Genomic DNA, 14,424 nt, shown 5'->3' with positions numbered 1-14,424 from the left:
GCCAAGGCTGTGCCAGGAACCCGTTCCGGGCACAGCCTTCTTTCTTCTACCCACACGAGCTATTCCATGGACCTGCCCAAACTGGCCATCGCCGCGCTTGGCGGCACCGTCAGCATGAAAGCCCGCCATATCAACGAAGGTGTCATCCCGACGGTTAACGGCGAAGCACTTCTGGCGTCTGTGCCTGAGTTGAAAACACTCGCACGGGTCAACGTAGAAACACTCGGAATGCTGCCGAGTGCGTCAGTTGATTTCGAGTTCTTGCTGAGCGTTCTGTCCTGGGCAAGCTTTCAAATCAAGCAAGGCGCCGCTGGCGTTGTGATCACCCAAGGCACCGACGCTCTGGAAGAAGTCGCAACCTTCTTCGACCATTTATGGCACCACGATCAACCGTTGGTGCTGACCGGCGCCATGCGTTCCGCCGCGCAAGCGGGGGCCGATGGTCCGGCAAATCTGCTCGACGCTTGCCGTGTTGCACTGGCCGCCAGTAGTTATCAACGGGGTGTGCAAGTGGTCATCCACGGGCAGATTCACCGGGCGAGCGCGGTGCGCAAAACCGATTCCCTGGCGCTCCAGGCATTTTCCTCTCCCCTTGTCGGACCCGCCGGCCTGCTGGTGGAGGATGCTGTTTGCTATCTGCGGCCACCCTCCCTGCGCAAAGTACTGCCCCTGCCGCACCAGACCAGCCACAAGATTGCCCTGCTGGAAGCTTCGCTTTCTGCCGACACCCGGATCCTCGAAAACATCGTCGGCCTGGACTACGAAGGATTGGTGATTGCGGGTTTTGGTGCGGGGCATGTTTCTGAGAGCTGGGCGCGCTCAATTGAACTCATCGCCAAACACATTCCAGTGGTCGTCGCGACCCGGACTGGCTCGGGTTGTACCGCTCGGGCAACCTATGGTTTCGATGGCAGCGAAATGGATCTGGTACGCAAAGGCGCGTTGATGGCCGGGTTTGTGTGCCCGCGCAAAGCGAGGATTTTGCTGTGGCTGCTGGTGGGGTGCGAGCGGCAGGATGAGTTGGCGCAATACCTGACTCAACACTGACCATGGCCTGTGGGAGTGGCTTACCAACTCCCATAGGGAATCCCGAATTTGTCGACATAGGCTTTGGACTCTTCTGATAGCGGTCGATGCTTGCCGTTGGATTTTCCGCCGTAGGGGCCTTCGGGATTGATGGTGCCTTGGACGCGGGAGACTTCGGTTGCTTTCAGGCAGGGTCCTTTTACCCAGACCTTTGCAACTCCCCCGGGGGCCAAGCCCACGACCAAAAGTTTGCGATATTGCGTGATTACTCTGCCATCAAATGTACAAAATACGTTTTCGCGTTTACGCATCAACCGTCTGACTGACTCATTAATCTCAATGTACGCTTCATAAGTTTGCGGTTCGGCCATAGATTGCCATCGTACGTAGACCAACCGTGGTAGATCAGCGCCCACTACATACCGGCCTTTGCCTCCTGGGTTGTCTCGCCATCCCGCCGGTTTGCCCCTGAACTCAGTCGGAATGCCTTCACTCAACGCGCGCGGATACCCCATTGCCGGCAGACCGCTACCAGCACCGCCGAATACGCGTTCATTACTATCTACAACATCCGCAGTTTCAATCCATGCCTCCATATAATCAGGCGTAAAAAAATTTAGACTCCACGCCTCGTAAGGTAAGGAACTGCTTTCACCATGAGCACATCCGCCCAACAACACGAAAATCAGCGTGCTCAGGCACCGGAAACTGCCCAGTTTCTCACCAGCTTTCATAGGGAATACCAAATTTTTCGACGTAGGCTTTGGACTCTTCTGATAGCGGTCGATGCTTACCGTTAGACCTACCGCCATACGGGCCTTCAGGATTGATCGTGCCTTGGACGCGGGTGACTTCGGTCGACAACAGACATTGACCGCCCAGCCAAACCTTGGCAATGCCTCCAGGCGCCAGGCCGATTATCACCATGTCTCGGTAATCCGTTATCCACCTGCCATCTGCGCGGCAAAAGGTTCTTTCACCCTCGAGCATGCTCTTTCGCGCTGGCTCGGGGATCTCTATGTAAGCTTCATACGTCTGCGGTTCGGCCATCGACTGCCAGCGTACGTAGACCAAACGCGGCAGGTCTGCACCTCTTACAAAGCGACCTTTTCCTCCCGGATGTTCCGGCCAGCCTCTAGCATCACCCTTGAAGTGGCTTGGTACGCCTTTACTGAACGGGCGCGGATACATGCCGGCCGGGATTCCACTACCGGCACCTCGAAAGACACGGTCTTTGACGTCAACGACATCTGCTGTTTCGATCCAGATCTCCATGTAGTCGAGTGAGAAAAAATTGAGGCTCCAAGCGTCATAGGGCAATGATCTGTGGCCGATGTCGGCACATCCTGCCAACACTGCAATTAGCAGCGTTAGACCAGTCTTGAGCACGATTGAGCACTTATGCATTGGGGTGCACTACACGGGTGTAGTTGGCGGCAGGTCGGTTGACAAATACGATGTTCAGATCGCTGTTGTTGAGGTCTTTGGCAGCATTCCAATTGGCGGACATATGGATGTAACGGCGGAAGAGCAACTCCTCCTCATCAAGGCTCAAGCCGGCGTGACGTACATCACCCAGTGCGTAGGCCATCAGTTTTTCGGCAATCGGCTTGAGTTCCTCCGGCAGAACTAACCTCCGGTCCTCTTCATCAATCACCTTGAACGGGACCCCGTGTCTGGCTCCCAACTCGCGCATGATGCGCAAGTAAATCAAAGCCAGGTCATTGCGCACACGCCGCTCGCTATGGACTGCTGCGTAAACATGTTTAACTCTGGATCTATCGCCTTTGGCGGTTCGACTCGACTCCACCCCCCATGTTCTTACGCTGAGGTTAAGGCCATAGAGATTGAGCTGGTCCTGAAGGCGATGCAGCTCTTGCTGAGACCAACGATAAGCGGTTGTGTCCGTTGAAGCTTTGTAAAGATCTTCGTCACGGCTACAGCGCGGTTTGCTGAGCAGAACCCGCTCGATGACCTCCGGCAGGTACCCACCACCCAAGTCTGAGTGGACACCGGGCAACACGATATCGGCGGCGCCGGCACTGTTGAGTGAGAAGTTGTGGCGACGCTCGTCCCGCGCCACCAAATGCACGACCTTTTTGGCGATATCGGGCGCGAGATACAAGTGGACTCCGGGATTGTTGGCGTCGTGGACGCTCAGATCCCCGCTGACCAGGCTCGCTACTGCGGCTGCAGTGTCGAAGATGCCGATAAAGTTGATTGAGACATCGGCGTTGGCGAGCCATTCGAAACTGTCAACGAGACCCGGAGCATCCCTCAGCACTGAGGCCGGAATACTGTGGTAATCCTTCATGACTTCATTTGCGAAGTGCCGAGCAGCGGCGGCGCCTCGACTGAAGCCAAAAATATCGAATTCGATTCTTCCTATGTGCCGCTTCGGATTACTCTGCTGAAACTCCTGAACTTTTTCGACTATTAGTGAGGGACTTTGCTTAACTCGCGCCAGTACGCCTTGGTCACCAACGCCAGTCATTTGCGAAAATATCGAGTCCTCTTGACCACTGGTAGTACCGATACCTTCCAAATAAACAGGAATAAATCCAACAGATTCGTCATCTGCCAATAGCCGTTGGCTGTCATCGCTGTAAAGGTCATACAACTTCGCCACATTACTCGTATCATTCCCAAAACTGTTATCCGGCGCACTCCCATTACCGTCATACCCATACGTCTGACAAAACTGAAGAATATCCGCAGCCGCTTCCTCCAGACTCACATCCCGCGCGTAACAACCGGCGACCGCCTCGCTGTTGGATCGGTTATTCCCGGTGCCATCGAAAAACACCCCGATGCGCAACGTTATCCCTTCCTCCTCGACCTCTTCCTCTTCTTCCTCCAGTTCCTCCAGTTGTTCCACTTGCACGGGCTCAGGCGCGACCGGCGCCAACAAACCTGCCACTGTTCCCGGCAACAATGCTTGCGCCGCCAATCCTGCCAGCGGCGCACCACCGACCTCAATCTCGCTGCTGCTGAAAACACCATTGCCGTCAATCACGATGTGGTGACCCGCGGCTTTCAACGTGATGCTGGCGCCCGCGTCCAGCACCAGACTGGCCCCGGCCTTGATATGCACGTGCTCGCCAGCCTCAACCACCAACGCTTCGCCGATTCGGCTATGGCTGCTTCCGGCAATCCGCATATAGTCATTGGCATGGAGTTGGATCATGCGATCCGCCGTGACGGTGTGGTGCTCTTGCGCCCCAAGTACCGTAATGGAGTCGCCCTTGATCGCAACCCTGTGCTCGTTACCCACTTCCAGCCGGCTGTCGTGCTCGACCTTCTGCTCCATATCCCGCTGTGCACGCAGGTAGATCAGCTCTTGTCCGGCGCGATCTTGAATCGACAGTTCGTTGTAACCACCGGTGTAAGGTGAACTCTGACTGCGCAGTACGGTTCTGGTGTTGTTCTCGGGCAACGGATAGGGCGGCGGCGTGACCTTGTTGATCAGGCACCCGGTGATGAGCGGATTATCAGGATTGCCCTCAAGACAAGTGACCAGGACTTCCATGCCAATACGCGGAATGGTGAATGCGCCGAATTTGTCTCCGGCCCAGCTGGAGGCGACCCGCAACCAGCAACTGCTTTGTTCGCTATTACGCTCGGCCCGATCCCAGTGAAATTCAACTTTGACGCGACCGTGTTCATCGCAATAGATCTCTTCCCCGGCGGGCCCTGTGACCCGGGCCGTCTGGCAGACAAATGCGGGTCGCGGTTCAGGCAGCGGCGGGCGATAAAACACGTCCCAGGGAATCGCAGTGAAGCGGTTGCGGTAACCCTGAGTGAAGCCGTCCTCAGGTTTGACGACGGCGGCTGATTCTTCGAGGACCTGCGGTTGCTTTCCAGAGTGAGTGACGCTGAGCAGCAGCCATAAATCGTTATAGGTCTGGCGAGGGTGATCGGTCAAATTGAAAAAGTGACCGCTACGCAGGAATGGCTGATCGCCCTCGCCCTCCGCCACCTGGTAATCCGCGCGATGGCGTTCCAGTGCCTGTCTGGCAAGCTGCTTACCGCGCTTTTCACTTTCAGATTGCTGCGGGTAACCATAGTCTTCAAGGTCGGGGCTGAATTCGGCAGTGAAGCGACTTTCCAACAGCGCGTTTGGCCGCCGGAGGTCGTAGTCCCGCCGGGTGACGGTGCTGGGCCGGGTGTTGAAACACATGGTTAACCGGCTGATCACCGGATGCTCTGCTACCAGGCCAGCGTCCGGCTGATAAGGGGTGACGCCCAGCTTGGGGAAGAAGGTCTGGTCATTGGTAAACACCAGGGTATGGTCATCCCGGGAATGCTGGTGATGCCAGGCAATGCCCTCCTCCGCGCAAAGCCGCTGCACAAACTCGAAATCGCTCTCCCCATACTGAGTGCAGTATTCACGTTCCGGACTGCCTTGGACGTGGAAGGTAAACGCATCAGCCTGGATGCCATGTCCCCTGAGCACCTGAGCGATGATCTGTGGCACTGTTTGCCGTTGAAAAATCCGCAAGTCGCGGCTGAACTGCAGATAGTGCAGCGCCGGCATCAGGCTCAAGCAATAGCGGGTCAGACGTTTACCCACCTCGCCCGCTGACACGCTGGCGATATGACCATGAATGCCTTCGCCATTTAGGCCGAATTGAAGAAACGCACGTTGGTTGAGCAGGCTTTCCAGATCGAAATCGGGATATTCGCTGACGAGATCAACATGGATGCAATACAAAGAGCTGATGGTTTCAGTGCCTTCAAATGCCAGCACTTTAAAATCGTGTTGAACAGTCGGAATGACCAAGGTGAAATGGGCCGCATTCGCCGGTGCAAACATGCGCTTTTCCTTTTGCTTTTTTAGCCCATCCTTGAGCTGAGAGAGACAAACTTCGCGACAGGTGGCCATGCCTGATCTGGGCGGGTCGCAAAGTGGCCGGAACGCTAACAGCGCCGGAAAAGGAATGCTGTAGGAGGGATCTTTACATCCGGTAAGAAACCTCTGAAACCTCGTTTTGCTTCATAAAAAAAGGCCTGCAATGCAGGCCTTTTTTATTTTCCGAAATATCCTACGGCTTATGCGCCCGGGACAGAAACTCGTGCGACTGCATTTCCAGCAGACGACTGAGCGTGCGCTGGAATTCAAAGTTCAGACGCCCGCCGGTATAAAGGTCTTTCAGTTCGACTTCAGCCGAAATGATCAGCTTGACGTTACGGTCGTAGAATTCGTCGACCATGTTGATGAAGCGCCGGGCGATGTCGTCGGTGGTGACGCTCATCTGCTCAACGCCGCTGAGCAACACCGCATGGAAGATCTTGCCCAGTTCGATGTAGTCGTTCTGGCTGCGCGGGCCGTCGCACAGCTCGCGGAATTCGAACCAGGCCACGTCATCACAGGTGCGCAAGGCGCGGATGGCGCGGTTTTCAATCATCAGCACGTCGTTTTCGACTGCCGCCGTGCATTCCGGGGTCAGCGCGCGGAAGCTCTTGCGCAGGCTTTCGTGGGACGCTTCGTCGAGCGGAAAGTGAAACAACTCCGCTTGCTCAAGGTGACGCAGGCGGTAATCGACGCCGCTGTCGACGTTGACGATTTCGGTGTGCTGCTTGATCAGCGCGATGGCCGGCAGGAAGCGCGCGCGTTGCAGGCCGTCCTTGTACAAACCGTCCGGCACGATGTTCGAGGTCGCCACCAGGGTCACGCCGTTTTTGAACAGCTCTTCCATCAGCGTGCCGAGGATCATGGCATCGGTGATATCGGAGACGAAAAATTCATCGAAGCAGATCACTCGCGACTCGTCGGAGAAGCGCTTGGCGATGATGGTCAGCGGGTTTTTCTCGCCGCCCAACGTCTTCATTTCTTCGTGCACGCGCTTCATGAAACGGTGGAAGTGTGTGCGGGTCTTTTCCTTGAACGGCAGCGCTTCGAAGAAGGTGTCGACCAGGTAAGTCTTGCCGCGACCCACGCCGCCCCAGAAATACAGGCCTCTGACCGGTACCTGGTCTTTTTTGCCGAACAGTTTGCCGAGCAGCCCCGGCTTGTGTTGCGAGGCCGCGACCAGATCGTCGTACAGGCGCTGCAAATGGCGCACGGCAGTTTCCTGCGCGGCGTCATGGAAGAAGTCCGGGCGTTTCAGATCTGCTTGATATCGTTCTAGGGGCGTCATAATTCGTTAGCAAGGCAACAAAAACGGGCCGTCACTGTAGCGACGGCCCGTAAGAATGGCAATCGGCCCTTGGTCGGACCGTGCCGCTGATTATTCCTGAACCGGCGTCAGAGCGATGCGCAACGTCTCGATGGCAGCGTCCCGAGCGGCGTTGTCGGCAAACGTCGGGCTGTCCGCCACGCATTCACTTTCCAGCCAGACACTAAAGCTGCGGTCTTCGCTGCGCACATCCAACGGTTGGCCCACTTGCAATTGCTTGGTCACTTGCCCGGCAGTCTTGCCGTCCGGGAAGTTGCGCGACAGCAGCAATTGCTCGCCATCGGCCGCCAGCAGACGAAAACGGAAACTGCTGTCTTCTTCACGGAAACTGACAAAACGCGGGCCTTTAACGGCTTTCTTTTTAGTTGTAGCAGCGACTTGGGTCTGCGCAACGAAAGAGCGCAGGCCGACCGCTTCACGCAGTTCGTTGAGGAACGGCGTCGCCACAGCCCGGGCCTTTTTCGCGCCGATCTGCAGCATGTCTTCCAGGTCCGCCGGGCGTTCGATCAACTGGTGATAACGTTCGCGGGGCTCGCCCAGCTCGCTGTCGAGCAGCTGGAACAGGCGGTTTTTCGCTTCACCCCAACCCAGGCCCTGCAACAGTTCGCTGCGGAACTCGTCGGACTGCGCCGGCGTGGCGAAGGCCTGGAACAAGGTGAACAGGTGCGAATTGTCCGGATCTTTCGCTTCGCCCGGCGCGCGGGAGTCGGTGACGATCCGCGAGATCGCGTCTTTCATTTCCTTGGCGCTGCTGAACAACGGGATGGTGTTGTCGTAGCTTTTCGACATCTTGCGACCGTCGAGACCTGGCAGCGTGGCGACGCTTTCTTCGATCAGCGCCTCAGGCATGGTGAAAAATTCCTTGCCCTGGCCAAACAGGTGGTTGAAGCGCTGACCGATGTCACGGGCCATTTCCACGTGCTGGATCTGATCACGGCCGACCGGCACTTTGTGCGCATTGAACATCAGAATGTCCGCGGCCATCAGCACCGGATAGCTGTACAGGCCCATGGTAACGCCCGCGTCCGGGTCTTCGCCGGTTTCGACATTTTTGTCGACCGAGGCTTTGTAGGCGTGGGCACGGTTGAGCAGGCCCTTGGCGGCAACGCAGGTCAGCAGCCAGGTCAGCTCGGGAATTTCCGGGATGTCGGACTGGCGATAGAAAGTCACGCGCTCGACATCGAGGCCACCGGCCAGCCAGGTCGCGGCGATTTCCAGACGCGAGCGCTGAATGCGCAGCGGATCATCGCATTTGATCAGGGCGTGGTAGTCGGCCAGGAAGTAAAACGAGTCGGCATTGCTGTCGCGACTGGCGAGGATTGCCGGGCGGATGGCGCCGGCGTAGTTGCCCAGGTGCGGCGTGCCGGTGGTGGTGATGCCGGTGAGGATGCGGGTACGAGTCGTCATGGGTAATCGCTTGTCAGACTGCAATCAATTCGAAAGGCGCGGCAGGATCAAATCTTTGAGATCGGTCAGCTTGCCATGAAAAAAGTGTCCGCATTCTGCCACTTTCAGCAGCTCATGGGGGCGTTCCAGCTTGTCGGACCATTCGTAAACCAGCCCCGGATCGATGACTTCGTCGGATTCCGGCTGGATGAGTGTCAAGGCGCCGTGCTGCGGCAGTTGATCCTGATCGCTCAGACGCATGACCGCCGGGGCGACCATGAACAAATGCGCGAGTTGCTCGCCTTTGGCTTCAAGACGTCCGCCGAGACTTGCTGCAACAAAACCGCCGAAGGAAAAACCGAACAGGGTCAGCGGCAGTTCAGGATGTTTCGCCCGCAGCCATTCAGCGGCGGCCTGCGCGTCGTCGACTTCGCCGGTGCCCATGTCGTGGGTACCTTCACTGGCACCGACGCCACGGTAATTGAAACGCAAGGTAATCAACCCGGCGTCGCGCGCGGTGCGTTGCAGGGTCGAGACGACTTTGTTGAGCATGGTTCCGCCCTGCACCGGGTTCGGATGGCAGATCAGCGCGATGCCGCGCGGCTGTTCATTATCCAGATACAGGGCTTCCAGTTGACCCACCGGGCCATCAATCACTACGGGGGTTTCGCGCATAAGCAAGGAAGGAACTCCGTGACCTCGAATCGGGTCGACTCGTCTAGCAAATTGTCTGTGCTGGTGAATTGCGAGTGATCGCGGTATACAGCGCAGGTTCGAGCCGTTAACGTAAAGCAAAGCCGTTTATAGAGGAAGGACTCGTGGAACACTCGCTCTTAGTTTGGTTGTTGCCGACTCTTGCCCTGGTTGTGGGTGTCGCCATTGGATTCCTGATCGCTCGCCTGGCGCCGAATGCTGCGCCTAACCGCACGCAACGTCAGCTGGACGATATTCAGGAACGTTTCGACAGTTATCAAAACGAAGTGGTCACCCACTTCAACACCACTGCAACCCTGGTCAAGAAAATGACCGCAAGCTATCAGGAAGTGCAGGAACACCTCGCCGACGGTGCAAACCGTCTCGCCCTGGACGAGCAGACTCGTCAACGTTTGCTGGCCGCCCTGCATGCCGACGCAGCACAGGCTCCCCGTGAGCGCCTGACGCCACCGCGCAGTCAGGAGCCACCGCGCGATTACGCACCGAAATCCCCGAACGCGCCGGGCATGCTGGACGAGCATTACGGCCTGAAGAAGTAATCAGGTTTTCGCGTGCCATGAAAAAGCCCCCGGATGAGTGATCGTCCGGGGGCTTTTTTGTGTCTGCGGGATCAGGGGCGCTGACCGGGCCTCACCCCGCAGGGTTGTCTCAGGCTGTTACGGATATTGCTGAACGTTGCCTTGCTGCTGACCACCGTACTGCTGGCCCGGAATCGCTTTCAGATTCACTTCAACGCGACGGTTCTGTGCGCGACCGTTGACGTCGCCGTTGCTCGCCACCGGATTATCCGGACCCGCACCGCGGGCGCTCAGGTTGGCTCCGCTGACCCCTTGTGAAGTCAGGTAAGTCGCTACGCTCTGCGCACGGCGTTGAGACAGATCCATGTTGTGCTGGCGGCTGCCGGTGCTGTCGGTGTAACCGACGATTTCGATCTGGTTCTGGCTGAATTCTTTCAACGAGCCGGCGAGGTTATTCAGTGGCTGGAAGAAGCTTGAAGCAATGTTTGCCGAGTCGGTGGCGAAGGTGATGTTACCCGGCATGATCAGCTTGATCTGATCGCCTTCACGTTGAACTTCGACACCGGTATTGGCCATGCTGGCGCGCAATTTTTTCTCTTGCTGGTCGGCGTAGTAACCATAACCGGCGGCAGAAGCACCGACCACAGCGGCACCGATCAGCGCCCCTTTGCCACGGCTGTTGTGATCGATGGCAGCACCGGCCAAGGCACCGGCCAGCGCACCAAGGCCACCGTACTTGGCGGTCTTGCTCATGCCGGTGGAACCGCTATCAGCCTGGCCCTGATTGTCATAAGGGTTGGGCGATGCGCAGCCGGACAGCAAGGCCACAGCCGATGCGACGATAATCAAACGCTGCTTGGTGAACATTAAGTGCTCCTACTTTTGCATTCGGTGGTGCAACGGCTCAAGGCATCAGCCTTTGCGGATTTTGGATCATGTCCGACGACGAAAATTCCCTGGCCACCCTCAGGCGCGCACAAAAGGGTTGTCACGCATTTCATCCCCCAGTCGCGTATCCGCACCGTGGCCGGTCACCACGGTCGCGTCTTCGTCGAGGGTGTACAGCCGCTGTTTGATCGAACGCACGATGGTAGCCTGATCGCCACCCCACAAATCCGTGCGCCCCACTCCGCGACGGAACAACGTATCGCCGGCAATCAGCAGTTTGGCATCGGCGAACCAGAAACTCATCGAGCCCGGCGTATGCCCCGGCGTGTGCAGCGCAACGCCGCAACCGCAGGCCAGCTCTTCATCATCGCTGAGCCAGCGATCCGGCGAAGGCACTGGCGTATAGGGCACGCCGAACATCTGGCATTGCATCTCCAGATTGTCCCAGAGGAATTGGTCTTCCTTGTGCAGATGCAGGGTCGCGCCGGTTTTCTCTTTCAACTGACCGGACGCCAGGAAGTGATCGAGGTGTGCGTGGGTGTGAATGATGCTGACGACCTTCAGGCCCAACGCGTCGAGCCGCGCCAGTATCAGTTCATGATTGCCGCCCGGGTCGACCACGATCGCCTTTTTGCTGATCGGATCGCCGATGATCGTGCAGTTGCACTGCAACGGGCCGACGGGGAAGGTTTCGCGGATGAGGGTCGGTAACTGGGACATCGCTTCGCACTCAAAAAACAGGGATGGGCGATTTTCGCACATTTGTATCAGCGTACTGGCCGCCACCTGAAACACGCAAATGGCTCAGCCCAACACCCCCAACGTCTTGGCCCGCGCCACCGCTTGTGTGCGCCGTTCAACCCCAAGTTTGCTGTTGATATGACTGGCATGGGTTTTTACCGTGTGCAGCGAGATGAACAACTGATCGCTGATTTCCTGGTTCGAGCAGCCTTGCGCGATCAATTTCAGCACAGCCAATTCACGGGAGCTGAGTTGTTCGCGCGTGTGGTTGGGTTCGGCAGCGATATGGACTGCCGCCGCAGGCAGGCGCTCGAAGAGACTTTGCCACACTGGAGTTTTAGCGGCGTGCCGCAGTTGCTCGCGCAGCCAGTCCGGATGTTTTTTCAACAGATCGTCAAATGCCTGCAGAACGCCGCCGCTGGCAGCCTCCAGTGATTGCGCGAATGCCTGCCGTGCTTCGGGTTCGCGATCATGAGCGAGGAGCAGTTCGGTTTTCTGGGTCAGGGCCATGACGCTGAGCATCAGCCTGCCGCTTTGCAGACCGTGTTCGATCAACGCATTCAAGCGCCCTTCGGCGAGCATCGGCTGGCCCTGAATGACTTCGAGCAATGCTTGCTGCAGCTCGATGTGCAGCGGCAGTTGCGGGTGGAATTCCGGCGGCGCTGCCGGTTGCTCGCCATTGTAGGTCTGCCCCAGCCGGGCGAGCCATGCTTGCGCGAGATCAGTGCGGCCCTGGGCCAGCCAGAGCTCGCATTTGACCAGAGTGATCATCGCCAGGTAGTAAATCGGCGGGACGTCCCAGATGTGCATCAGCCGTTCGGCTTCGGCGAGTTCGGCAAACGCCTTGGCAAATTCACCGCAATTGCCTTCGAGCCGGGCGATTACGCAATGACCGATCAGTACGCTGATGTCGCGACAGGCGCGAGCTTCCGCCAGACCGGCCTGCAAACGCGCGCGCGCTGCTTGCGGCTGCAGGCGCAGGGTTAGCAGAAAACCTTCGTATAACGTCAGGCGCGCGCGTACCGCGTAAAGCCTTTGCGGCGACAGCCCTTGCAGGCGCTGCAGCCCTTGGCGCACTTCATCCAGCGATCGCAAAATTTCACCGCGTGCCTGCAGCACCCGTGCGCGATCGTAATGGGCCAGCGCTTCAAACAACGGGTTACCGACACGCTGCGCCAGCTCTAGAGATTCGCGGTTCAAGCCCCGTGCTTGCCATAGATCGCCGTCGGCAATCGCCAGGTTCGACAAGGTCGACAGGCACATCAGGCGCTGGCCATACCGTTTGGAGGGCAGGCTTTCCAGCGCTTCGCCGCAATACAGCAGCGTCAGCTCACGGTTGCCGCGACCGCGAGCGATGATTCCGCTCAGGGCCAGCCACTGCGCCAGCATGGATTTCTGCGCCGTGGCCGACGGCGCCGGCAGGAATCGGCTCAAGTGACTCGCCAGTTCCTCGGCGGCGTCCAGCTGACAGGCCAGCCCCAGCGCCCAGCTGTAGAGCACGATCAAGCGCGGGGTGCTTATCAGGAGGCTGTCTGGCAAGTCCATTTTCCAGCGCAGCAACATGCCGACATTCTGTTCGGCGAGCAGTTGTTCTTCCGAAAGGTTCTGCACCAGATTGGCGGCGACGTCGAGGTGACCGGCGCGTAATGCCTGCTCCACCGCATCATCGAGCAGCCCTTGCGCGTTAAACCAGCGACAGGCGCGCAGATGCAGGCTGGCCGGCGGGACGATTGATTGAGTCGCAGGACGCGTGCGCAGCAGATCGGAAAACAGATGGTGGTAGCGGTACCAATGGCCCTGTTCGTCGAGCGGCACCAGAAACACCTGGTGGGCGAGCAGATAACGCAGGATCTCGGCGCTGTCATGCGCTTCGCGGACGGCGTCGCACAGCTCGCTGCAGAAACGCTCCTGAGGCGCCGTGTCGTAAAGGAACGACTGGACTTCGGCGGGTAGGCAATCGATCACCTCCTCAAGCAGGTAATCGCGGATCAGCCCCTCGCCACCGTGCAACGATTGCGGCAGCGCACCTTCGGTACCTGCTTCGGAAGCGGCCAGCAACCAGAACCGCAGGCCGGCCACCCAGCCTTCGCTGCGTTGAATCAGGTTTTCCAGCGCTTCGCCGCGCAAGGAAGTGCTGTGGCGATCAAGCAGGGTCACGGCTTCATCATGGGTCAGGCGGAGGTCCTGCTCGTGCAGTTCAAGCAGTTGCCGCGATAGCCGCAGGCGCGCCAGATGCCAGTCCGGACGCTGACGACTGGTGACCATCACCAGCAAGCCATCGGGCAAGTGATTGAGAAAAAACTGCAGGCAACGATCGAGCACTGGCCCTTGGGCAAGATGGTAATCATCCAGTACCAGAAGCAAGGGGGCGGTGGGCATCAAATGCTCCGCCAACTCATCAAGCAGCCCGTCGAGCCATTCTTCGAAAGCGAACGGCTGGTGCCGCTGACGCATTTTCAGCAGGCCCAGGGATTGCCGGCCCAATGAGGGGTAAAAATCCTGAAGGCCTTCGAGCAGCCGTTCGAGGAACCGGCCCGGATCGTTATCTCGTGGGCTCAAACCGAGCCAGAGGCTTTGCCAATGCACTGGAAGGCTCTGGCAGAACTCCACCGCCAACGAGCTCTTGCCGAATCCGGCCGGGGCGCTGACCAGCAACAGTCTGCCAGCGAGCCCCGCACTCAAGCGCTCGCACAGACGCGGCCGCAGCACGTGGCCATCAGGCAGCGGGGGCCGAAAGAAGCGACCGTCGACTGTGGCGACGGCAGCGCTTGCGTGGCCCGGGAGTGGGGACAGATCAGTCATGGCCGGCTCTTGTTTGAATTGCTGTTGGCGGCGTTGCAGATGTCCGCAGACTAGCGGTAAACGCGGAGGTAATGAAGGTTAATGCTACAAATGGCTACAAAAAGGCTGGGGTGGTGGAGCGTTGGGGTTGGGTACATATCCATTGGTGGGGTAACGGCGGCTACTGGTTT

At 58.2% G+C, this 14,424-nt stretch carries 11 protein-coding genes; 2 read left to right on the top strand and 9 right to left on the bottom strand.

Translation table 11 applies throughout. From position 1 onward, the window contains the following. Positions 1-66: 66 nt before the first annotated feature. Positions 67-1,047, top strand: a complete 981-nt coding sequence (locus tag ACYZTS_RS12280; RefSeq protein ID WP_461996143.1) for an asparaginase — start codon at positions 67-69, stop codon at positions 1,045-1,047. A gap of 20 nt (positions 1,048-1,067) precedes the next feature. On the opposite strand, the gene ACYZTS_RS12275 is transcribed toward ACYZTS_RS12280, so the two are convergent. The 6 genes from ACYZTS_RS12275 to ACYZTS_RS12250 form a co-directional block, all read right to left on the bottom strand. After that, positions 1,068-1,760, bottom strand: a complete 693-nt coding sequence (locus ACYZTS_RS12275; protein ID WP_461996141.1) for a DUF2931 family protein — start codon at positions 1,758-1,760, stop codon at positions 1,068-1,070. Beyond that, the gene (locus tag ACYZTS_RS12270) at positions 1,747-2,433 is read right to left on the bottom strand and encodes a DUF2931 family protein (RefSeq protein WP_461996139.1); all 687 of its coding nucleotides are present in this window, start codon (positions 2,431-2,433) and stop codon (positions 1,747-1,749) included. The genes ACYZTS_RS12275 and ACYZTS_RS12270 overlap by 14 nt, the downstream gene beginning before the upstream one ends. Beyond that, positions 2,426-5,842, bottom strand: coding sequence for a type VI secretion system tip protein TssI/VgrG (gene tssI, locus ACYZTS_RS12265; RefSeq protein ID WP_461996137.1), 3,417 nt, complete (start codon positions 5,840-5,842; stop codon positions 2,426-2,428). The genes ACYZTS_RS12270 and tssI overlap by 8 nt, the downstream gene beginning before the upstream one ends. 229 nt (positions 5,843-6,071) lie before the next feature. Next, complete coding sequence (gene zapE, locus ACYZTS_RS12260) at positions 6,072-7,166, bottom strand: cell division protein ZapE (protein WP_028622656.1); 1,095 nt, start codon at positions 7,164-7,166, stop codon at positions 6,072-6,074. A 90-nt stretch (positions 7,167-7,256) separates the two neighbouring features. Beyond that, positions 7,257-8,612, bottom strand: coding sequence for a tryptophan--tRNA ligase (locus ACYZTS_RS12255; RefSeq protein WP_461996135.1), 1,356 nt, complete (start codon positions 8,610-8,612; stop codon positions 7,257-7,259). A 24-nt stretch (positions 8,613-8,636) separates the two neighbouring features. After that, a complete protein-coding gene (locus ACYZTS_RS12250) occupies positions 8,637-9,266 on the bottom strand; it encodes an alpha/beta hydrolase (RefSeq protein ID WP_461996134.1) in 630 nt (209 codons plus the stop codon). A gap of 143 nt (positions 9,267-9,409) precedes the next feature. Between ACYZTS_RS12250 and ACYZTS_RS12245 the strand changes: the two genes are divergently transcribed. Beyond that, complete coding sequence (locus ACYZTS_RS12245) at positions 9,410-9,844, top strand: Z-ring associated ZapG family protein (protein ID WP_028622659.1); 435 nt, start codon at positions 9,410-9,412, stop codon at positions 9,842-9,844. Between the two features lie 117 nt (positions 9,845-9,961). Here the strand turns inward: ACYZTS_RS12245 and ACYZTS_RS12240 are convergent, their stop codons facing one another. The 3 genes from ACYZTS_RS12240 to ACYZTS_RS12230 all read right to left on the bottom strand — a co-directional run bounded on the left by ACYZTS_RS12240 (position 9,962) and on the right by ACYZTS_RS12230 (position 14,254). Continuing rightward, on the bottom strand, positions 9,962-10,690 hold the full coding sequence (locus ACYZTS_RS12240; RefSeq protein ID WP_461996132.1) for an OmpA family protein: 729 nt from the start codon (positions 10,688-10,690) through the stop codon (positions 9,962-9,964). Positions 10,691-10,789: 99 nt separating this feature from the next. Then, on the bottom strand, positions 10,790-11,431 hold the full coding sequence (locus tag ACYZTS_RS12235; protein WP_461996130.1) for an MBL fold metallo-hydrolase: 642 nt from the start codon (positions 11,429-11,431) through the stop codon (positions 10,790-10,792). A gap of 84 nt (positions 11,432-11,515) precedes the next feature. Beyond that, positions 11,516-14,254 carry a LuxR C-terminal-related transcriptional regulator gene (locus tag ACYZTS_RS12230; protein WP_461996129.1) on the bottom strand — a complete coding sequence of 913 codons (2,739 nt, stop codon included), beginning with the start codon at positions 14,252-14,254 and terminating at the stop codon, positions 11,516-11,518. Positions 14,255-14,424 lie beyond the last annotated feature (170 nt).

This window comes from Pseudomonas sp. TMB3-21, from assembly GCF_054898145.1.
This window is presented reverse-complemented; position numbering and strand designations above follow the sequence as displayed.

Excerpts from the sequence above, each read along its gene's own strand:
- ACYZTS_RS12280 (WP_461996143.1), top strand. The coding sequence starts at position 67 with ATGGACCTGCCCAAACTGGCCATCGCCGCGCTTGGCGGCACCGTCAGC.
- ACYZTS_RS12275 (WP_461996141.1), bottom strand. The coding sequence starts at position 1,760 with ATGAAAGCTGGTGAGAAACTGGGCAGTTTCCGGTGCCTGAGCACGCTG.
- ACYZTS_RS12270 (WP_461996139.1), bottom strand. The coding sequence starts at position 2,433 with ATGCATAAGTGCTCAATCGTGCTCAAGACTGGTCTAACGCTGCTAATT.
- tssI (WP_461996137.1), bottom strand. The coding sequence starts at position 5,842 with ATGTTTGCACCGGCGAATGCGGCCCATTTCACCTTGGTCATTCCGACT.
- zapE (WP_028622656.1), bottom strand. The coding sequence starts at position 7,166 with ATGACGCCCCTAGAACGATATCAAGCAGATCTGAAACGCCCGGACTTC.
- ACYZTS_RS12255 (WP_461996135.1), bottom strand. The coding sequence starts at position 8,612 with ATGACGACTCGTACCCGCATCCTCACCGGCATCACCACCACCGGCACG.
- ACYZTS_RS12250 (WP_461996134.1), bottom strand. The coding sequence starts at position 9,266 with ATGCGCGAAACCCCCGTAGTGATTGATGGCCCGGTGGGTCAACTGGAA.
- ACYZTS_RS12240 (WP_461996132.1), bottom strand. The coding sequence starts at position 10,690 with ATGTTCACCAAGCAGCGTTTGATTATCGTCGCATCGGCTGTGGCCTTG.
- ACYZTS_RS12235 (WP_461996130.1), bottom strand. The coding sequence starts at position 11,431 with ATGTCCCAGTTACCGACCCTCATCCGCGAAACCTTCCCCGTCGGCCCG.
- ACYZTS_RS12230 (WP_461996129.1), bottom strand. The coding sequence starts at position 14,254 with ATGACTGATCTGTCCCCACTCCCGGGCCACGCAAGCGCTGCCGTCGCC.